General features: G+C 44.9%; 23 protein-coding genes and 2 pseudogenes. 16 read left to right on the top strand and 9 right to left on the bottom strand.

The annotated features are described in order from the left end of the window. The 12 genes and pseudogenes from DXA54_RS23580 to DXA54_RS23525 form a co-directional block, all read left to right on the top strand. A pseudogene (locus DXA54_RS23580) lies at positions 1–473 on the top strand (conjugal transfer protein TraG); the annotation flags it as partial. Positions 474–493: 20 nt separating this feature from the next. Continuing rightward, complete coding sequence (locus tag DXA54_RS23575; protein WP_005680097.1) at positions 494–1,126, top strand: DUF4141 domain-containing protein; 633 nt, start codon at positions 494–496, stop codon at positions 1,124–1,126. A 24-nt stretch (positions 1,127–1,150) separates the two neighbouring features. Continuing rightward, complete coding sequence (gene traJ / locus DXA54_RS23570) at positions 1,151–2,170, top strand: conjugative transposon protein TraJ (protein WP_008644756.1); 1,020 nt, start codon at positions 1,151–1,153, stop codon at positions 2,168–2,170. Between the two features lie 21 nt (positions 2,171–2,191). Then, a pseudogene (gene traK / locus DXA54_RS23565) lies at positions 2,192–2,815 on the top strand (conjugative transposon protein TraK). A gap of 12 nt (positions 2,816–2,827) precedes the next feature. After that, a complete protein-coding gene (locus tag DXA54_RS23560) occupies positions 2,828–3,088 on the top strand; it encodes a hypothetical protein (RefSeq protein WP_005680094.1) in 261 nt (86 codons plus the stop codon). Beyond that, on the top strand, positions 3,088–3,276 hold the full coding sequence (locus DXA54_RS23555) for a hypothetical protein (protein WP_005680093.1): 189 nt from the start codon (positions 3,088–3,090) through the stop codon (positions 3,274–3,276). The genes DXA54_RS23560 and DXA54_RS23555 overlap by 1 nt, the downstream gene beginning before the upstream one ends. Next, on the top strand, positions 3,277–4,392 hold the full coding sequence (gene traM, locus DXA54_RS23550; RefSeq protein ID WP_120080838.1) for a conjugative transposon protein TraM: 1,116 nt from the start codon (positions 3,277–3,279) through the stop codon (positions 4,390–4,392). Between the two features lie 33 nt (positions 4,393–4,425). Next, positions 4,426–5,325, top strand: a complete 900-nt coding sequence (traN, locus tag DXA54_RS23545) for a conjugative transposon protein TraN (protein WP_005680091.1) — start codon at positions 4,426–4,428, stop codon at positions 5,323–5,325. A gap of 2 nt (positions 5,326–5,327) precedes the next feature. Next, on the top strand, positions 5,328–5,912 hold the full coding sequence (locus DXA54_RS23540; protein WP_008644754.1) for a conjugal transfer protein TraO: 585 nt from the start codon (positions 5,328–5,330) through the stop codon (positions 5,910–5,912). A 10-nt stretch (positions 5,913–5,922) separates the two neighbouring features. Further along, a complete protein-coding gene (locus DXA54_RS23535; protein ID WP_005680089.1) occupies positions 5,923–6,411 on the top strand; it encodes a hypothetical protein in 489 nt (162 codons plus the stop codon). A 51-nt stretch (positions 6,412–6,462) separates the two neighbouring features. Beyond that, the gene (locus DXA54_RS23530) at positions 6,463–6,927 is read left to right on the top strand and encodes a TraQ conjugal transfer family protein (RefSeq protein WP_005680087.1); all 465 of its coding nucleotides are present in this window, start codon (positions 6,463–6,465) and stop codon (positions 6,925–6,927) included. An 11-nt stretch (positions 6,928–6,938) separates the two neighbouring features. Then, positions 6,939–7,424: a hypothetical protein gene (locus tag DXA54_RS23525; protein ID WP_005680086.1), complete on the top strand. Its 486-nt coding sequence runs from the start codon at positions 6,939–6,941 to the stop codon at positions 7,422–7,424. Between the two features lie 78 nt (positions 7,425–7,502). Here the strand turns inward: DXA54_RS23525 and DXA54_RS23520 are convergent, their stop codons facing one another. The 5 genes from DXA54_RS23520 to DXA54_RS23500 all read right to left on the bottom strand — a co-directional run bounded on the left by DXA54_RS23520 (position 7,503) and on the right by DXA54_RS23500 (position 10,170). Next, complete coding sequence (locus DXA54_RS23520; protein WP_004308051.1) at positions 7,503–8,276, bottom strand: phage antirepressor KilAC domain-containing protein; 774 nt, start codon at positions 8,274–8,276, stop codon at positions 7,503–7,505. 48 nt (positions 8,277–8,324) lie between these two features. Further along, positions 8,325–8,750: a hypothetical protein gene (locus DXA54_RS28825; protein WP_132061476.1), complete on the bottom strand. Its 426-nt coding sequence runs from the start codon at positions 8,748–8,750 to the stop codon at positions 8,325–8,327. After that, positions 8,638–9,390 carry a DNA cytosine methyltransferase gene (locus DXA54_RS23510; RefSeq protein WP_004313786.1) on the bottom strand — a complete coding sequence of 251 codons (753 nt, stop codon included), beginning with the start codon at positions 9,388–9,390 and terminating at the stop codon, positions 8,638–8,640. Before DXA54_RS23510 ends, DXA54_RS28825 begins: the two co-directional genes overlap by 113 nt. A 99-nt stretch (positions 9,391–9,489) precedes the next feature. Next, positions 9,490–9,837 (bottom strand): hypothetical protein, encoded by a 348-nt coding sequence (locus DXA54_RS23505; RefSeq protein WP_004313787.1) that lies wholly within the window; start codon positions 9,835–9,837, stop codon positions 9,490–9,492. A 12-nt stretch (positions 9,838–9,849) separates the two neighbouring features. Next, entirely contained in the window at positions 9,850–10,170 is a 321-nt protein-coding gene (locus tag DXA54_RS23500) for a helix-turn-helix domain-containing protein (protein ID WP_004308054.1), read from the bottom strand. Between the two features lie 893 nt (positions 10,171–11,063). On the opposite strand from DXA54_RS23500, the gene DXA54_RS23495 reads away from it, so the two are divergent. From DXA54_RS23495 to DXA54_RS23480, 4 genes are all read left to right on the top strand, one after another. Continuing rightward, entirely contained in the window at positions 11,064–11,357 is a 294-nt protein-coding gene (locus DXA54_RS23495; protein WP_004313411.1) for a hypothetical protein, read from the top strand. An 11-nt stretch (positions 11,358–11,368) separates the two neighbouring features. Further along, positions 11,369–11,659, top strand: a complete 291-nt coding sequence (locus DXA54_RS23490) for a cell division protein ZapA (protein WP_004304741.1) — start codon at positions 11,369–11,371, stop codon at positions 11,657–11,659. Between the two features lie 124 nt (positions 11,660–11,783). After that, positions 11,784–13,319: a ribonuclease Y gene (gene rny, locus DXA54_RS23485; RefSeq protein ID WP_004313412.1), complete on the top strand. Its 1,536-nt coding sequence runs from the start codon at positions 11,784–11,786 to the stop codon at positions 13,317–13,319. Positions 13,320–13,383: 64 nt separating this feature from the next. Continuing rightward, the gene (locus DXA54_RS23480) at positions 13,384–14,136 is read left to right on the top strand and encodes a copper homeostasis protein CutC (protein ID WP_120080836.1); all 753 of its coding nucleotides are present in this window, start codon (positions 13,384–13,386) and stop codon (positions 14,134–14,136) included. Positions 14,137–14,281: 145 nt separating this feature from the next. On the opposite strand, the gene DXA54_RS23475 is transcribed toward DXA54_RS23480, so the two are convergent. From DXA54_RS23475 to DXA54_RS23460, 4 genes are all read right to left on the bottom strand, one after another. Beyond that, positions 14,282–15,496 (bottom strand): sodium ion-translocating decarboxylase subunit beta, encoded by a 1,215-nt coding sequence (locus DXA54_RS23475; RefSeq protein WP_120080834.1) that lies wholly within the window; start codon positions 15,494–15,496, stop codon positions 14,282–14,284. Between the two features lie 14 nt (positions 15,497–15,510). Then, entirely contained in the window at positions 15,511–15,942 is a 432-nt protein-coding gene (locus tag DXA54_RS23470; protein ID WP_008021027.1) for a hypothetical protein, read from the bottom strand. 263 nt (positions 15,943–16,205) lie between these two features. Next, on the bottom strand, positions 16,206–16,643 hold the full coding sequence (locus DXA54_RS23465; RefSeq protein ID WP_008645296.1) for a hypothetical protein: 438 nt from the start codon (positions 16,641–16,643) through the stop codon (positions 16,206–16,208). Between the two features lie 82 nt (positions 16,644–16,725). Continuing rightward, positions 16,726–19,485 carry a transglutaminase domain-containing protein gene (locus tag DXA54_RS23460; RefSeq protein WP_009039725.1) on the bottom strand — a complete coding sequence of 920 codons (2,760 nt, stop codon included), beginning with the start codon at positions 19,483–19,485 and terminating at the stop codon, positions 16,726–16,728. Between the last annotated feature and the right edge of the window lie 193 nt (positions 19,486–19,678).

Below are 19,678 nucleotides of genomic sequence, written 5' to 3'. Positions count from 1 at the left end.
CCTACCATAGAAATATGATAAGGCGCTGGGTGCTTAGCCTACACAAAACGGTTAGAAAGTACTTCGGTGAGGCTGTGGTTGTCACTCAAGAGTTGGATGATATCGTGTCAAGTCCCATTATCAAGGACACCATCATCAACAATGCCGATTGCAAGATTCTATTGGATCAGCGAAAGTATATCAACAAGTTTGACTCCGTACAGTCCCTGCTCGGACTGACCGACAAAGAAAAAGGACAAATCCTGTCTATCAATCAGGCTAACGATCCGGCAAGGAAGTATAAGGAAGTTTGGATTGGTCTGGGTGGTGTCCAGTCTGCTGTCTATGCAACAGAGACCTCTGTCGAGGAGTATCTCACCTATACCACAGAAGAAACCGAAAAGTTGGAAGTCACACAAATGACCGAGAAGCTGGGCGGTAATATGGAGCAGGCGATCCGCGTGTTGGCTAAAGAGAAGAAAAAGAAAAAATAAACGATTAAAATCAAGAAGCAATGAAAAAGAGAATTTTAAGCATGTTGTTTGTCCTGTCGCCCTTTATGGTACCGGCAAGCGTGCAGGCACAATGGGTGGTCAGCGATCCGGGCAACCTCGTCCAGGGTATCGTGAACAGTGTCAATGAAATGGTGGAAACATCTGAAACGGCTCAAAATGCACTTTCCACATGGAAAGAGACCTCAAAGATTTTCGAACAGGGGCGTGAGTATTATGATAAACTGCGTAAGGTGAATGACTTGATCAGCGGCAGTGAGAAAGTAAAAGAGTCCGTCCTGATGCTCAGTGACATTTCTGAAATTTATGTAAACAATTTCGGCAAGATGCTGACCGACAAGAATTTCAGCCAGCGGGAACTGAATGCGATAGCTGCCGGTTATAACACCATCATGAAGAAGAGCAGCCGCAGCATTGCAGAGCTGAAGAATATCATCAACCCCACCGGCATGTCCATGAACGACAAGGAACGCATCGACCTGGTGAACCGGGTATACAGGGAAATGACACATTACAAGGAATTGGCCAACTACTACACCCGCAAGAACCTGCATGTATCCTACCTGCGTGCCAAGGAGAAGAACGAGCAGCAACAGGTATTCGACCTGTACGGCAAGGATGAGCGTTATTGGTAGTCTACAATTTTAAAAGAATCAATTATGGTATTATTATCCATTTCATTTGAAAATATGCACCAGATTCTTCGGAATCTCTATGATACGATGACCAAACTCTGCCACCCGATGATGGACATGGCGATGGCACTCGCTGCATTAGGGGCTTTGTTCTATATCGCTTACCGTGTCTGGCAGTCTCTCTCCCGTGCGGAGCCCATCGATGTCTTTTCGATGTTACGGCCTTTTGTCCTGGGCATGTGTATCCTTTTCTTTGACGTGATGGTGCTGGGAACTCTCAACGGTATCTTTAGCCCCATCGTTCAGGGAACCGGAATGCTGCTCCGTGACCAGACCTTCGACTTGCAGAAGTACCAGCAGGAGAAGGACAAGCTCCGTGCGGACATGATGGCTAAGACGATGATGACCGGACGTGTCTTTGCTTACAATGAGGAGCTGGATGCGGAACTGGATAACATGGGCTGGAGTGAGGAGGAACATACGGCCTTGCAGACCATGTATGAGGTTTCGTATGCCTTCTCCCTGCAAGGTATTGTCCAGATGGTCATGCGCAAATTGCTGGAGATTCTCTTCCAGTCTGCCTCGCTGGTCATCGACACGATCCGTACCTTCTTTTTGATAGTCTTGAGCATTTTGGGGCCGATAGCCTTTGCCCTGAGTGTTTTTGACGGGCTGCAGAACACGCTCATCCAATGGCTGGCACGCTATATCAGTGTCTATCTCTGGCTGCCGGTATCAGACCTATTCGGGGCGATGCTTGCCAAGATACAGACGCTCATCCTGCAGGAAGAGATGAACCTGATGGCCGATCCGATGAGTATCATCGACGTAGACGGTTCCTCGGCCATCTATCTGATATTCATGGTCATCGGCATTATCGGATATTTTTGTGTGCCGACTGTTTCGAACTGGATTGTCCAGGCGGGAGGTATGAGTTCCTATAACCGGAATGTCAACAATACGGCATCCAAGGTGACCAATGTAGCCGGTGCTGCGGCGGGTGCTTCAACGGGAAACGTCGGTGCCGTATTATTGAAAAAGTAGAAATTGAAAAAACATAAAATTATGGAATTTAAAAGTTTAAAAAACATCGAATCCTCGTTCAGGCAGATCCGTCTGTTCACGTTGGTCTTTCTGGGCATTTGCGCCTCGCTGACTACGTATGCCATTTGAAGGTCCTATCTCTTTGCCAACCAGCAACGGGAGAAGGTATATGTATTGGATCAGGGCAAGTCACTCATAGTGGCGTTATCCCAGGATGCGGCATTGAACCGTCCGGTGGAGGCCCGCGAGCATGTGCGCCGCATGCATGAACTGTTCTTTACGCTGGCTCCCGATAAGGCCGCTATCGAATCCAATATCAACCGGGCCATGTATCTGGCGGACAAGAGTCTTTATAGTTATTACCGGGATTGGAACGAGAAAGGCTATTATAACCGTCTGATCAGCGGCAATATCAACCAGACTGTCCTGGTGGACAGCATGCAGTGTGATTTCGATAACTATCCGTACCGGATCACCACCTTTGCCCGGCAGATGATTATCCGAAACAGCAATATCACCGAGCGTTCCCTGGTCACCCGTTGCTTCCTGCAGAGTACGGTCAGGTCGGATAATAATCCGCAAGGCTTCATGGCGGAACGCTTTGAGATTTTGGAAAACAGGGATATAAGGACCGTTGAACGCTAATATAATAAGGTAATGAAAAGCAGGAAGATAAAGACAGAGATCAGCGAAAAGCTAAAGAACGTTTGCGAGGAGCTGTCCGAAAAAGAGCGTAAGGGAGTGCTTGTGGGCATGCTGGCTATCAGTACCGTTCTATGTGCTATCACCGTAACACGCGCTTTCGGGCGTTTTCTCTCCCACGGCACACAAAAGGAGTTGCCGTTTGTCCATCCGGCGGACTCCATCCACCGGGCGGATAAAGACAGTATAATGTATCACCCTAAAACCCACGAGTAATGGAAGATAAAGATTTGGAAAAGCCCGAAGCGGCAGAAGAAACGGCGGTACAGCCGGAAAACGTCAGAGCCTTGAAGGAAGAACCGGAAAAAGAGAAGAAGGTGCTCACACCGGAAGAGATGGAAAAAAGAAGGAAGTTCATTGTGATTCCGGCCTTTGTGCTGGTCTTCCTGGGAGTCATGTACTGAATATTTGCCCCCACCGGCAAGGAAAACGGGACGGAAGCTCCCGGAAATTCAGGATTCAATGTGAACGTGCCGGAGCCTACCACGGCCAAACTGGTTGATAAGAAGACCGCCGCCTATGAGAAGCAGCAGGCGGAAGTGGAGGAAGAAAGCCGGATGAAGTCGCTGGAGCAGCTTGCCGGGACATTGATGAATAATGGAAAATCATCCGATACCGGTGAAAAAGAAAAGGACGGAGACCGGTTGCAACAGTCTGTTAATACCTACGAGCAAATCTCCGGGCAGTTGGATGATTTCTATGAAACTCCCAAAGAGACGGCAAGCGGCGATCTGGAAAGAAAAGTGGACGAACTGAATAAAAAACTGGAAGAGGCGGAAAAGGAAAAGAGCAAGGCGGCTACCCGTGAAGAACTGATGGAGCGTTCCTACAGGATGGCGGCAAAGTATCTGAACCCTGACAAGGATACGGTTCGGGAGAAAGCTGTCGGAGAAGAACCCACGGAAGTTGTTCCGGTTCAGCGGGCGGAGTATCAGACGACTTCCGGCCTTTCACGACCTGTTACGGATTCTGCTTTTATCGCTTCGCTCACTGTCGAGAGGAATTACGGTTTTAATACTGCTGTCGGGAGCAGCTACCAAATGGGGACGAATACCATCGCCGCCTGCATTTCGGAGAACCAGACCATTGAGCAGGGAGGCAGGGTAAGACTCCGGTTGCTGCAACCTCTGCAGGCAGGAAGTATTACCGTTCCGGAGAACAGTCTGGTAACGGGTGCGGCGGTCATACAGGGAGAGCGTCTGGATATCCTGATCAGCAGCATCGAGTATGCCGGAAATATCATCCCCGTGCAGTTGGCGACTTACGATATAGACGGGCAAAAAGGGATTTTCGTTCCCGGATCGGAAACCCGCAATGCGGCAAAGGATGCGGCTGGGACGGTCAGCGAGAGCATGGGAAACAGCGTATCATTCGCACGTTCTGCCGGACAGCAGGTGGTCATGGACCTGACGCGCGGAGTCATGCAGGGCGACACGCGGTTGATTGCCGGGCGGGTCCGTGCGGTCAAGGTGACGCTGAAAGCCGGATATAAGGTGCTGCTGGTCACAAAGAAACAATAACGGATTATTCACTTTAATAAAAAAGATAAGACAATGAAAATAGTAATAGCATTATTGATGGCTGTACTGGCCTCGGTATCCGGTTTCGCACAGGAAGAAAGACCGGCAAATCCCGTCAGGATTCTGACGGCGGGCCAGCATATCACTCCTTATAAGATAGAGGTCACTTTCGGAAAGACGGTGCATATCCTCTTTCCCACTGAAGTTCGTTACGTGGACCTGGGAAGTAACAATATCATCGCAGGTAAAGCTGACGGGGTCGAGAATGTGGTGCGTGTCAAGGCGGCGGTGAAGGAGTTTCCGGGCGAGACGAACTTCTCCGTGATTACGGGAGACGGTTCTTTCTTTTCTTTCAATGTGGTTTATAAGGAGGAGCCTTCCACGCTGAATATCAATATGGACCAGTGGATGAACCCGGACGAGGGAGAAAAGAAGGGAGGCAGTTCCATCCGTGTCACGGAACTGGGCGAGGAAGATCCGACGGTCATTGCCAGCGTGATGTACACCATCCACCGGCTGGACCGCAGGGACGTGAAGCATATCGGGTGCAGGCAGTTCGGGATGCAGGCTCTTTTGAAGGGCATTTATGTGCATAAGGACCTGATATTCTTCCATGTTTCCCTGACGAACAATTCCAATGTGCCTTTCGATGTGGATTTCGTGCGGTTTAAGATAGTGGATAAGAAGATAGCCAAAAGGACGGCCCGGCAGGAAACTTATATTGAACCGGTACGCACGCTCAATGCCCTGACACGCATCGTGGGAAAGAGCACGGGACGTATCGTGTATGCCTTCCCGAAGATTGTCATTCCTGACGACAAGTTGCTGGAAGTGGAAATTTACGAGAAAGGGGGAGGCCGTCACCAGCGGTTCTATATGGAGAACAGTGATCTGGTGGATGCGCGTATTGTGAATGAATTAATCGGTGAGTAATCATGAAAAGAGTTTTATTTATTATGTTATGCATTTGTCTGCCCTTTGCGGCAGGCGAATGCTTTGCCCAGCGTTACCTGCCGGGACAGAAAGGTATCCAGCTCATGTTAGGCGGTGTGGACGACTTCGGTTCGAATGTGAAGCATCTGCGTGGTAACTTTCAGCTCGGAGTGGCTCTGAGCCGGTATAACCGGAACCATTCCCGCTGGCTGTTCGGGGCGGATTATGTGAAGAAGCACTATTCCTACAAGGACATTGCGATTCCCAAAGCGCAGTTTACCGGAGAGGTAGGCTATTTCGTGCCGTTCTTCTCGGACCGTGGCAGGAACGTGTTCTTCTCTGCCGGTCTTTCCGCTCTGGCGGGTTATGAGACGACCAACTGGAACTGCAAGCTGCTCTATGACGGGGCGACTTTAAAGAATGACGGATGCTTCATTTATGGTTTTGCCCCGGCTTTCGAGATGGAGGCGTTCCTTTCCGACAGGCTGGTTTTTCTTTTCAATGTCCGCCAGAGGATATTCTTCGGATCATCCGTGGGGAATTTCCACACGGCGGTAGTTGTCGGTGTCAAGTACATTTTTAATTAGCGGCAATAGTATGGAACAAGGCAATTGGAACGTGGATGAGATGCTTCATTGGCTGGATATGAAAATAAACCGGGAAGACCGGGACATACGTGAACAAAGCAAGAAGATGAATGGGAATTTCCTGCACTTTTTCGAATGGAATGCGGAGAGCCTGTATAAGTCTCATTTTATGTCCGGGTGTTATAAGATACTCCGGCAGGCGGTGGACGGGGCAAAGGACATGGATACGGTTCGGAATATTGTTGAGGACAACATTGCTTACTGTGAGAGCAAACTGTTGAACGGTCAGGTGGATTGTAACAGTTCCAGCCGGACAACGAATGTTGCCCATTTCCTGAAGTTGGAGTGTATGCAGCAGTTGGTTAGGGATTACCGGGAATTCGCGAATATCCTTGCGCAAACGCCTCCCGAAGAGAATTTGCAACAGACGGCTAATAAAACAGAAAAGAAGAGAGAAGAGCCGCCTGAAAGAAAGATAAAAACGGGCATCAGGCGTTAGCCGACAACGGACTCAATCAAGTAAATTATTCATTTAGTAATACGTAAAATCATGAAGATGAAATTAATAATAAGTGGTATCATGCTCACATTGCTTTGCCTGCTGGGTGGCTGTGATGATAAATTGGAAGTACAGCAGGCTTATGATTTCTCGCTAACGTCCTGGTATCTCCAGAAGACCATTTCCCCGGATGAAACCGTGGAGATTCGTCTGACACTCAATCGTAGCGGAAACTATGAGGAAGCCGGCTATCAAATCGGTTATATACAGATGGAGGGCAGCGGCGAGGTGTACGACAAGAAGAAGGTCTATCTGGTGAACCGGGAGATGCAACCGTTGGATTCGATAGCGGAGTTGGATGACAGCGATCCCTGCCGCCAGGTATTCACGCTCTTCTATCATAACCGAAGCAGCAAGAATGCGGAGATTAAATTCGTGATAGCGGATAATTTCCATCAGGAAAGAGAACTGGATATATCCTTTCAGAGCAAAACTGAAACGGACATGGAACTATAAATCGGACAACAATGGATAAAAGTGATTTAAGGATCGAACAATTGCAGCAATATCTTGACAAGAAGAAAGGGGTTGTGGAAAGCGATATAAAAGAGTATAACCAGCAACTGGGAAAAAACTATCTTCATTTCTTTGACTGGCATGCCGATGACTTGTATAAGGCCTGTTATATGGATAAGAATTATAAGGCCATTCAGGAGGCGATTGATGCCGCTGAAACGCCGAAGGATATTGAAGGGATTTTGAAGCGTTATACCCTGTATATAGAAGATGATCTCCTGAACGGTCCGCTTGTCAAGAAAAGTACCAGCCCGATGTCGAATATGGCCCATTCCCTGGAGATAGAATGCAAACAGAAATTGCTGAAGGACCTCCGGTATTTAAACAGGCTTCTTCAGAGTGAGACTGTAAGTGAAAGGATAAGGCCGCAAGAAGCACCCCGACAAGAGATTGTGCCTGTGAAAGAAAAGAAGAAAACGGGACCACGGTTGAGATAGTATCAATTGAAAGCAATAAAAAAGCTACTGAATTTTTGTTTCAGTAGCTTTTTTATTTATCCCAGTCTTATATTCCGGCTATACCAGATAAGCCTCAAAAAGATAATGTATGAATAACCGACCCTTTTCCGTCCAAACGGTCAACATGGCCGTGCCGGTTTCTCCTGTGCGGCTTTCCCATACATGGGTCCGGGTTGCCGTATAGCCTTGATTCTGATAAGGAGCTTTGAGCAGCCATTGACCGGATTGACGGAACTGGATGCCTGCCCATCGAAGCCGTTTGTTCAGCATACCGGCAGTCATTCCCAATTCTTTCGCTATCTGTGTGGTCGTGTAGGTGCTTTGGGATTGGAGGACTTTGTCATAATACTGAACTTTTGGGGCCTGTAGCTTGAGTTTCAGGATAGCATAGTTGTTCTCCTTCTCCAATGCTGAAATACGGCTGTCTCGCTCTTTTATACGGTTCTGTGCGAGCAATATGGCACGCGCAAGTAGTTCATTATCCGTTTCGCCATTCTTCTTAAGAAGATAGCCACCGTTCTTTAGTGTTTCGGGAACCAGTTCATCAAATATCCAGCTTTCGAATTTCTCAGCGGAAGGCAGCTTGCTACCGGCAATCAGCCGGTATACGTTTCCTTCGCTGATGTACTTGATTTTCTGGACGGCACTGCGTGTAGGGGTGTCGTAAACCACGACACCCATTGGTTTACAATGTCTTACGACGGCATCTCTCGGATTGGAGTAGCCAAGTGCGGCGGCAACATCCGAGGCGCAGAACCATATTTTCCCGTCAATTTCCAGTGTCCGGATGCGTCCGAACTCGGGATGTTCAAATATCGATACTTTATTCATGACTGTTTAATTTATAGGTTTCTTCTATTGCTTTAAATATCTCGTAGACTACCTGGGGGACGATAGCGTTCCCGTATCCTTTAATGGATGCCTGTCTTCACCGAGAAAAGGAGATACCGTCCAATCGGGTGGAAAGCCCATCATCTCGGCTACAAACAGGGGATTGAGTTGGAAACTCTTTCCAGTCCGGGCGAAGAAATCCGGAAGGCTGTTCTTCTGTGGTATCTTTCCCCGTTTCTTCAGGTTCTCCAGTGAAGGTGCGCCTTTCCAATCCCGCGCTGTCGGTGTCGGCATCACTTGTCCTTCTGCCAGCCATTGTAGGATCGATTCTTCCAGATTGTTCCCGTCCGTGTTTTCCAGCTCAGTATTGTCCGGTATCGGTTCCGGTAGTATCCCGTAAAAGTCCAGAAAATCCGTCAGGCCGTTGGGATTCTTCTCTCCGGCTATCTGGGCATGGGGTGAGGATAAATTCATCGATTTCCATTTCCTGACTCTTTCGGCATGGTGTATCTCTGTTGCCACTGGCGTTGGCAGAAGCATTCCATGGATTATCTCCGGTAGTCCCTGCTGCCTGCTGCCCGGCCCCCTGCGCTTGTAGTCCTGTGCCGTCACGGTGGGCAATAAACCAAACTCTATCCCGTCTGTGAGGTGCACCGACGGAACAAGCCGGTATAAGTACCGGCTGGACGGAATATCCTTCGCGTTCAAGATCACGGCAAATGGTTTCAACAACATATTGCTGTCGTCTTTTAAATACAGGCTCACTCTCTCCGAATAGAGTGGATTGACTTCCCACTTCAGTCTCCTGACCGGGCTGTACCATCGTGAGGATGCCAGCAACGTTCTCACCAATGACCCAATCGGGCCTGATCTTATGTATGGCCCTGAGCATGTGAGGCCAGAGATAGCGGTTATCATCCGCTCCCTTTCTTTGGCCTGCGACGGAGAATGGTTGACAAGGAAAACCTCCTGTAAGGACATTGATTTTTCCTCTCCATTCCCTGAAATCTGTCGTTGTGACATCTGTATAACTTTTCGCATCTTTAAACCAGTAATTTAGAATGGTATTACAAAAATCGTCTATCTCGCAATGGAAGGCATTCTGCCATCCCATTCATTCGGCAGCCAGGTCTGGGGCGCCGAATCCACTAAACAGGGAAGCGTGTACCAGACGCTTCCGCTGTTTCTTGTCTTGCTCTTCTTCTTTCATTGTTTATTCATTATTTAGAGGTTCGAGGTTCATTACTTTTTTGTCGATCTTACGATAGATGCTCCCCATCTCCAGCATATTTTCCAATCGGAGCAGGTCCGTGATTTCATAGACGGTCATCCCTTTCTGTGTCGTGAAGCGGATATATCCTTTCTGTCGCTGTATCTCCACTTCTTCGGGAGTCATGTGCAGGACTTCACAGATTTCCTGCAAGGTCAGGGTAAGGCTTACTTCCTTAACTGTGTAGATGTAAGTCAGGATGTTCAGCATCTGGAGGCATTTGCGGTGTGATTTGACGAGTGCTGCGAATTTGTTTCGTTCTATGACGATTACTTTACTTTGATTTTCCATGTGAATTTTTATTTATGAGTTAATAGAATCGGATATGAAATCTTCGTTTAGACATTCTTCTCTCAGGAATTTATATACGTCAGAAGCCCAGAAGTAAATCTTGCCGCTGAGTTTGAAAAATGGGAGTTTCCCGGAATTACGCCAGCGGATCAGTGTCCGGTCGCATACTTTCAGCATCAGGCGCATATCCCGGCTGTCCAGCATTTGCTTACCGTTGAAACTGGTTACTGCTTCCAGAGCCGTTTCCAGCTTGGCAATCAGTTTTCGTTGTTCCTCAAAGTTGTCCTTTATCATTGCTTTGAGTATCTCAATATCATTTCTGTTCTCTTCCATACAATATTCCTTTGTTCTAATGGGTTATTTTTCTTTCTTCGGTTGCAAAGTTTTCAAAATTAGGCATGAAAAAATAGGGCTGACGGTAACCGCCAGCCCCACATTTTCCTTGTAACTCACTTGGTATCAATGTGAATTTTCAGAATATTTTTTCTTCATCAGGATAGAAAGGGGAATACACGCAATTCTCCTTCTTAAAAAAGAGACTGATAGAATGACAGAGGATATCGGATAAAAAAAGGGCTGACAATTAATTGTCAACCCTTCTATAAATATGCTATGATTAACTTGGAAGCATCAAAAACATTGCTTACCTTTGTGTTACAGAGATATTTGAAATTATGCAGAGCAATGCAATGTGTAGCTGAACTTCCACTACTATATCGTTACCTGCATCTTTATAAAAACACTTTTAATCGCTGATTTATAAAAGATTAAAACGAACTACACTCTTTTTTACAGTGAAACGAAGTGTTTCTCGGTGTGAAACAGATTGTTTCAAGCCTTGAAACTATTTTTGAAACTACTCGCTACAGGTGAAGAGATGGTGAAATTGTTACTCTTCACCCGCAAACTCCTTATTCATCGAAGAGACAGAGAAAAGGTGAAAGAAGAAATAGAAAGATTGAAAATAAATACCCAGTAGAAAAATTTAATCGATTTTGTAATGATTCAGAATCGTACAAAAATGAATGACAATTCATTTTCAATTACTAATTCGCATTAATTTAAAATATACCATAACATTATAAGCAGTCTGTATTTGCTTCCTATGCAATACTCTACTTTTCCCTCCGTTCATAGCTAATTTAGACGAAAAAGAACATTTTCTCCCGAAAAGTTTTTGTAATATCAGAGTTAATCGTATTTTTGTGTACAATTTTGGTGTAGTGATGACAGAAGAAGAAAAAAAGTTATTGAATTCCTTTGAAACGCAACTACGGCATTTGATTTATTTGCACGATGAACTTAAGCGTGAAAATGCCGAGTTGAAGAAGCTTCTCGAAAATGAAAAGCTGAAAAACGAGAAGGTACAAGCTCAATACGATGAATTGGAAGTCAGCTATACAAACCTAAAAACAGCTACGGCAATCAGCCTTAACGGCAGCGACGTAAAAGAGACGAAGCTGCGATTGTCAAAATTAGTGCGTGAAGTCGATAAATGCATCGCTTTGTTGAATGAATAAGAAGAAGATGTATGAACGATAAAATAAAGATAAACCTGCAGATAGCAGACTCAAACTACCCGTTAACCATCAACCGTGAGGAAGAACAAATGGTACGGGAAGCCGCCAAGCAGGTAAATATCAGGCTTAATAAGTATCGGGAAGTCTATAAAAATCTGGAACCCGAAAAAATTATTGCCATGGTAGCCTATCAGTTCTCGTTAGAGAGACTGCAATTGATGCAACGTAATGATACCAGCCCCTATGTGGAGAAGGTAAAAGAACTAACAGAATTGCTGGAGGATTATTTTAAGGAAGAATAAATCCCCGACCGGCTATTCGCTGATAAGAGATAAAACAACCACGCACTGCACAATATCCAAGCAAAAATAATTGCTTTGATATTTGGCGGTGCGTTTTTATTTATATACTTAAATTAAATGTAGAATGATAGCAATAATAGCAACAGCAATTGCTTGCTTCATCGTAGGAGGAGTCCTTTCATATATACTATTCCGGTATGTACTGAAATCCAAATACGATAATGTCCTGAAAGAAGCGGAGACGGAAGCGGAAGTAATTAAGAAAAACAAGCTGCTGGAAGTGAAGGAGAAATTCCTGAATAAGAAAGCGGATCTTGAAAAGGAGGTAGCATTGCGGAATCAGAAGATTCAGCAAGCGGAAAACAAGTTGAAGCAACGTGAAATGGTACTTAGCCAGCGTCAGGAAGAAATCCAACGTAAAAAGATGGAAGCCGAAGCGGTAAAAGAGAATCTGGAAGCGCAACTTGTGATTGTTGACAAGAAAAAAGAAGAACTCGATAAACTGCAACAGCAGGAAATCGATAAACTGGAAGCAATCTCCGGATTGTCTGCCGAAGAGGCCAAAGAACGCCTGGTAGAATCACTGAAGGAAGAAGCTAAAACGCAGGCACAATCATTCATCAACGACATTATGGATGATGCTAAATTAACTGCCAGCAAAGAAGCCAAACGTATCGTTATCCAGTCTATCCAACGGGTGGCTACGGAAACTGCCATTGAAAACTCTGTTACAGTATTCCATATCGAATCGGATGAAATCAAGGGACGTATTATCGGACGTGAAGGACGTAATATCCGTGCTCTGGAAGCTGCTACCGGTGTTGAAATCGTTGTAGACGATACCCCGGAAGCAATCGTTCTTTCTGCTTTCGACCCGGTTCGCCGTGAAATTGCCCGTTTAGCCCTGCATCAGCTTGTGACTGACGGACGTATCCATCCAGCCCGTATCGAAGAGGTGGTAGCTAAAGTACGCAAACAGGTGGAAGAAGAAATTATCGAAACGGGTAAACGTACTACCATCGACTTGGGTATCCACGGTCTGCATCCTGAATTGATCCGTATCATCGGTAAGATGAAATATCGTTCTTCATACGGTCAGAACTTGTTGCAGCATGCACGCGAAACAGCCAATCTTTGTGCTGTGATGGCATCAGAACTGGGACTGAACCCGAAGAAAGCAAAACGTGCAGGTTTGCTGCATGATATTGGTAAAGTGCCTGATGAAGAACCGGAATTACCGCACGCATTGTTGGGTATGAAACTTGCCGAGAAATACAAAGAAAAACCGGATATCTGCAACGCTATCGGTGCTCACCATGACGAAACAGAAATGACCAGTCTCCTGGCTCCTATCGTACAGGTTTGTGACGCCATCTCCGGGGCACGTCCGGGGGCACGCCGCGAAATCGTAGAGGCTTATATCAAGCGTCTGAACGATCTCGAACAGCTGGCAATGGCTTATCCGGGTGTAACAAAGACGTATGCTATCCAGGCAGGACGCGAACTCCGCGTTATTGTCGGTGCAGATAAGATTGACGACAAGCAGACAGAAAGCCTGTCAGGTGAAATCGCCAAGAAGATCCAGGATGAAATGACTTATCCGGGACAAGTGAAGATTACCGTCATCCGTGAAACACGTGCGGTAAGTTTCGCTAAATAACGTAACGATTCAAAAGAAGATTCATATAAGGGCGAAGAAATTCGCCCTTTTTTAATACACGACTATGGAAAAGTATCAATTTGAGATTTGTACCAATTCAGTGGAAAGTTGCCTGGCCGCACAGAAAGGTGGTGCAGACCGTGTGGAACTGTGTGCCGGAATACCGGAAGGTGGAACAACGCCCTCCTATGGTGAGATCGCCATCGCAAGGGAAGTACTGACTCATACCCGCCTGCACGTTATTATCCGGCCTCGTGGAGGAGATTTTCTGTATTCGGATATCGAAATCCGGACAATGCTGAAAGATATTGAAATTGCACGGAAATTAGGGGCAGACGGAGTGGTATTCGGTTGCCTGACAGCAGAGGGTGAAGTAGACTTGCCAGCAATGCAGAAACTAATGGAAGCAGCTCAAGGGCTATCTGTGACTTTTCACCGGGCATTTGATGTATGCCGTAACCCGCAGAGAGCATTGGAACAGATCATCAAACTGGGATGCAACCGTATTCTGACTTCCGGTCAGCAACCTACGGCTGAACAGGGAATCCCCCTTTTAAAAGAGTTACAGAAACAGGCTGCCGGAAGAATCATGTTACTCGCCGGATGCAGAGTAAATGAAAATAATATCGCACGCATTGCCACAGAAACCGGAATCAACGAGTTTCATTTCTCGGCACGCAAAAACATTCAAAGTGAGATGAAATTCAGAAATGAAGCCGTCTCCATGGGAGGCACGGTACACATCAACGAATACGAACGAAATGTAACTTCCATACGAAGAGTAAAAGAAACGATTGATGCCGCTTTACATGGATAAATATGGCAGCAAGGGATGAAATATCTTTTCATAATAGTACTAATACAAGACAGAAATGGTGAACATACAGCCTTCAAGCCTTTTGTTCACCATTTCTTTTTTGCATCATTACCAACAGTATCTCAAGAAACTGCTATACTTTTATTTATAAATATGGAATTATCGTAATATAAATACCTGTAATAATAGCCGAAGTAATCACTCCCGAGATATTAGCTCCCAAAGCATCTCCCAGAACAAATGAGTCCGGATTATCTTTGCTTACAATCTTTTGTGCAACCTTCGCGGTAGTGGGTACACAGCTAACAGCTGCAATACCGATTACCGGATTGTAATTACCCCGTTTAATAATATACATGATATATCCTCCGATTATTCCTCCGATACCGGAAAGTAATAATGCTACAATACCTAATACTAGTAGTTTCAAGATCTTCGGATCGAGCAACAGATGTGCATCACAAAGTACACCGAGCAGTACGCCCAACATAAAAGTGGAGCCATAAAGCAACGGACCACTCACAAAATCATAGATATGTTTCATACCCGACTCACGAACAGCAACACCCAGGAACAAAGAGAAAAACAAAGGAGAAGCTACCGGGAACAAGAAACAGAGAATAGCACAAAGAACAGCAGAGAAAGCCAGTTTCACTTTAGCGTCGTAATTCTTCGGAGCTTTCTTTGTCACCATCTTAATAGCGCGGAAGCGTTTGGGAACCAACAGTTTTACCAAGTAAGGATAGCCTCCATACGTCAAGCCCAAATAAAGATAGGCAACCACCGTAATAGGGACAAAGAGATGCTTTGCCAATGCCAACGAAGTAAACAACACCATTGGTCCGTCGGCTCCACCCACCATAGCCACAGATGCACTTTCTTTCAGAGTCAGACCAAGAGCAGAAGCAATAGGTACTGTCAGGAAAGTGCCCAGCTCTGCGCACAAAGCCAGGAATATACTTGCAAATGGTTTCTGAAGCAGGAAGCCGACATCTAGAAGCGTCCCGATACCCATAAAGACAAAACAAGCTATCAGCCCGTTACTAAACGTCAGGGTATAAACAGGTTGCAGGAAATCTATCTGCATAGTATTCATTAATTGGTCCGTATCTGAAAGCATCGGATCGAGAAAGAGATTACCCAGTGTACCGTCGGACATAATGAGGGTTCCGCAGTTGATAGCTACCATTCCCAGTCCCATCGGAATCATTACCATCGGTTCGAGTATACCTTTCCAGCCTAAATAGATCAGTAACAAACCGAGAAGTACTAAAAAAACTCTTGCAGAAGCAAGCACCCATCCGCTTGCCATCATTGTACCAATACCTTGAAACAAGGTAGCAAAATCTATATCTTCCATAAATTAGTTTTCTTTTATTGTTTGTTGTTAGTAAGTTTCTTTGAGTTCTTCTTATTGACATGTGCCTGCTCTTCTTCCCGAAGAAAGAATTCGCGGGTATCCTGTGAATAATAATAATTCATCAGATTATTTTCAGAAGCTCCCGGACTCACGCCATGATAATAGCCGGAATAACCAGTAAAGTTTCTGTCGATCCCCTTACTGTAATCTTCACGGAAATCTCCCAAAGCATCTTCATCTGCAATGGGAATCTGTCGGACTAATCTCTCCACCTTTTGCCGATGCTGACGCCAGCGTCGCAAACGGAGTAGCTCCAAACGGTGAGAACTATAAAAATCAAATGAATCGGCCGCATAGGCAATCAACTTAATGACCGCAGCGACAAAAAAACCGATGAGGAACGTAAGCCCCATCATCGCAAGAGTAGATAGTAATAAATGAATCATAGTAATATAAAAAATTAGGTTGTATAATCTTATTCAAATATCCTTGCTTTTATACGACGTAACTCCCGTTTCACAACGGGAACACAATATTTTAATCCTTAAAGACAGGCACATCAATATCCGTCCTTTGTTCCAAGTCATAGGAAATACATTCTTTGTTTTCCATGTTAACATGAATAAAACTAAGATAATAAATAAAGGAAATGATGGTAGATGGAGGATCTGAATAGGCACCTCACCTTACCCAAAGATAAGAATATAGTCTAAATGAGAATATGCGCCAATGTATAGACGTAATACTTACACGAATATTTAGTGTAATTGACATCAAGGCCGGTATGCCCCAAACGATTCTCCGGAAGCATAACATTCAGAGAGCTCAATATCTGTATAATGACAGTATTGGTATTGAACTTCAGGTTCTTGAAAGGAACAATGCTTCTCGGAAAAGAGATATTGTCAAAAATGCAGTCACTAACATTACAAGTGGATGTCTCGTCAACAAACTGCGAATGAGAATCTTTACCTGGCTTGTCGAAGCCGGCAGAAGAAACGCAACAGCATGACACTGCTTCATATCGCATGTCATTAGACGAGGTTTCAGTTTTTTTCTGAAATCCCTGCAATTCTTTATTGGAAACATTACTAAATCCCAATACTAGAAATGCACATGCTAATATGCAAAAAATGTACTTAGTCATAATTTGCTGCAAACGTAATCATTCTTTTCCGAAAAAACGCATTAAGGGCAAGAATTAACGATTATTGTATACCTCCTCTTTTCTATAACCCATGTACAACTTTCATCAATTGCTCACCCAAACCGATTGTATATCCTTGAGAAACAAAGACTACCCTATTAAATGTATCTGCAATGATAAATACCGGCAGAATAGAATTGTTCAAATTCATAGCCTGCACTATTTCTTTGCGGATGCTGTCATCGACATCAATACCGTAGGTGATGATAGACGGAAGTCCTTTAAATTCGTCGGCATTAAATTTCTTGTATTGTTCTTCCGAAGGGAAAAGAAAGACCATCTTACGCCCCCATTGTTCGAAGTCATTGCCCAAAGCGGCTATATCTCTTAGTGCATGATTGGTAGGTTCCTGCCCTACTCCAAGCACAGCTACTACAAAATAGCCACGCCCACAGGTTTGCAGAATACTCTGTTTTGACAAAGATATCACTTTCTCTCCTATTCCCTCCACCGGTGCAAAAAGCGATTCGGAATTGAAATTACCGATAACAGCCACTTTTTCTCCGGATTCACGCAAATGATAAGGTACTTTGGTCGCTACAGGTTTGAATTCGTCTTTCTGTGCAGGTAATACAAAAGAAGAAATTCTCGCCAACACACCTCCATCAGCAAGCCTTGTGCCAGTAACCAACAAGTAATATCCGGTATCCAATGTCCCTATATATCGCAACTCGGGATGTTCTTCGTCACAGCTAATCAATTCTGGTCTGCCCTCCCGCAACCTGGAAATGGTAAACTTATTATAATACTTTACTCTCTTATCATCACGAGCAATTGCCTTACCGTCCTCATAAAAACGATAAATGCCTCTGGATGCCTCCACTTCTTCTTGTTTATCGAAATCAACTTCCACATATCTATTATCCCCCCATTCATCCTTTTCAGGATCCATATAGCTTATGCGTCCATCCATCTTTCTCATATCAGCAGCAATATTCAGGCTACGCGCCAAAGCCACAAAGAAAATATCCCGTGAAAATGAATCCGCCACCTTCGCACGCCAAACCCCTTCCGGAGAAATAGGAATACGCAGAAAGTTATTTTCCTCATCAATCGTAATATTACGGTTTACCCATTCAACTAAAGCTTGCGGATGATTTCGAAAGGTATCTATTTCCGTTTCGGAGAACTTAGACTGAAAGAACGATTTATAAGGCGTCAATACCTCCGTTGAAATACGGGGAGCAAGTATGTCATAAATATCTCCAACCGAAGCATCCATACAGCGCAAGGAGGGAATAACACAATCATATAAATAGTTAGGAACATCTTTCGTATTCAATAAATGATCAATCAATACTTCATAAGGTACATCACGAAGATCTTTTTTAGTAAGCATGGACAGCAAAGCCGCACCTTTCATTAATTTTCCCTGCCGGTCTGCCTCATTCAGAAAACGAACCAATACATCATGATTCCCTCTTGATTCCACTAAGAAAGAAGCCAGTGCCTTCCTTACGAACGAACCTGATTTTCCCTTCAAACAGGATATAATAGAATCAGCTTGTTCCGCAGTCGGGAAAGTAGCGACATAAGCATTGCGAATCGAATCCTCCTGCATCATTCTCCGGTCATTCTCCGCCCGCTGCTCTGGCGTTACTTCCGGTAAAATAGGATTCTCAACAGGAGGAACGATATCAATATCCTCTTCAAATATATCTCCTTCCTTCTTATCAAGTGTCAATGTCAATTCCGGTTGCTTGCTGAAAGATAGCTTGGAAAAGCCGAATGTCCCTTTATAGGAAGCCCATACCAACATATCTCCCTTACCGGCCGTTAATGACACTTGACCACTGGCATCAGTATATTTAGTAGCCACTGTATAGAACTCCGCATAGTTATATACTTTAAACTCCACTCTTGCTCCGGTGACAGGTTGTCCATTCCTATCTTTCACCGTTACCAACGCTTTTGCGATTGGAGCATAATTCTCCGTTACATTGATTTCCGTATAATTCGGTGTCTCAAGCATGATCTCTTCCGGACCGTTGTAACGTCCGAAAACCTTGGTATGCATCAACATTCCCCGACTGGCAGGGGAATTAAACCATCCCAAGTTCAAAACCGGTTCCGGTTCACAGGCTCCGAAGAAATACCAATGTCCATCCGCCCATGCTTCCACCCAAGCATGATTGTCATCCGTATGCGCCCAGCGGGGCGTATACACTTGCCGCGCCGGAATACCGACTGCCCGGAGCGCAGCCACCGTAAATGTAGACTCTTCGCCACAACGTCCATACGCTGTTTTGACAGATGCCAATGGTGAGCTGGTGCGCGCGTCACTCGGACGATAGACTACTTTCTCGTGACACCAGTGGTTCACCTCCAATATCGCGTCTTTCATCGGCAGTCCCTTCACCCTGTCTTTTAGTTCATCATAAAACACACGGCGGGAATCATCCAGATTCTCGTTATTCACCCGGATCGGCAGAACAAAATGACGGAACACTTCATCGGGAATCTCTTTGCCCCAAGGCATCTCGTCACGTGTCTGCTTCGACAGCCGGACATTCTCCAAGTAATAATCTCCCGGATAGTCCGTCACATCCCCTATCGGCATATAAGCGTAGAGAAACATCAATGCTTCGCGCTCGTAGACTGACAAAATAGAATCGGCAAAGATTGCAAATAAATCTCCATGAGGAAGTGCCTGTTTTTTCTGCTCAAAGTCTTGAGCTACTTGATTCCGGTAGGATTCTTCTTTGAGGAAGTGAGCATTGTTACAAGCAAACAGTACAATCGACAAAATCAGGACGCACAAAAGATGGGTGAATGTTTTCATATAAGTGTTTGGTTTATTCTATTAATAAGGTTGCTGACTGACAAAAATAGAAGAATATTTTCTGAATACCTAGATAAGTACATAAAAATGTGATAGATAAGAATAATATTGTCATTGATGGGAAAATCCGGGAATTTTGTAACAGGTTTGTAATATAGACCGTGTTCGAACCCTTATAAAAAGAAAATTCAAA

The sequence above is a fragment of the Bacteroides sp. OF03-11BH genome (assembly GCF_003604005.1).
Lineage (GTDB): Bacteria > Bacteroidota > Bacteroidia > Bacteroidales > Bacteroidaceae > Bacteroides > Bacteroides ovatus.
Note: the sequence above shows the minus strand (reverse complement) of the source record. Positions and strands in the feature narration are given on the sequence as shown.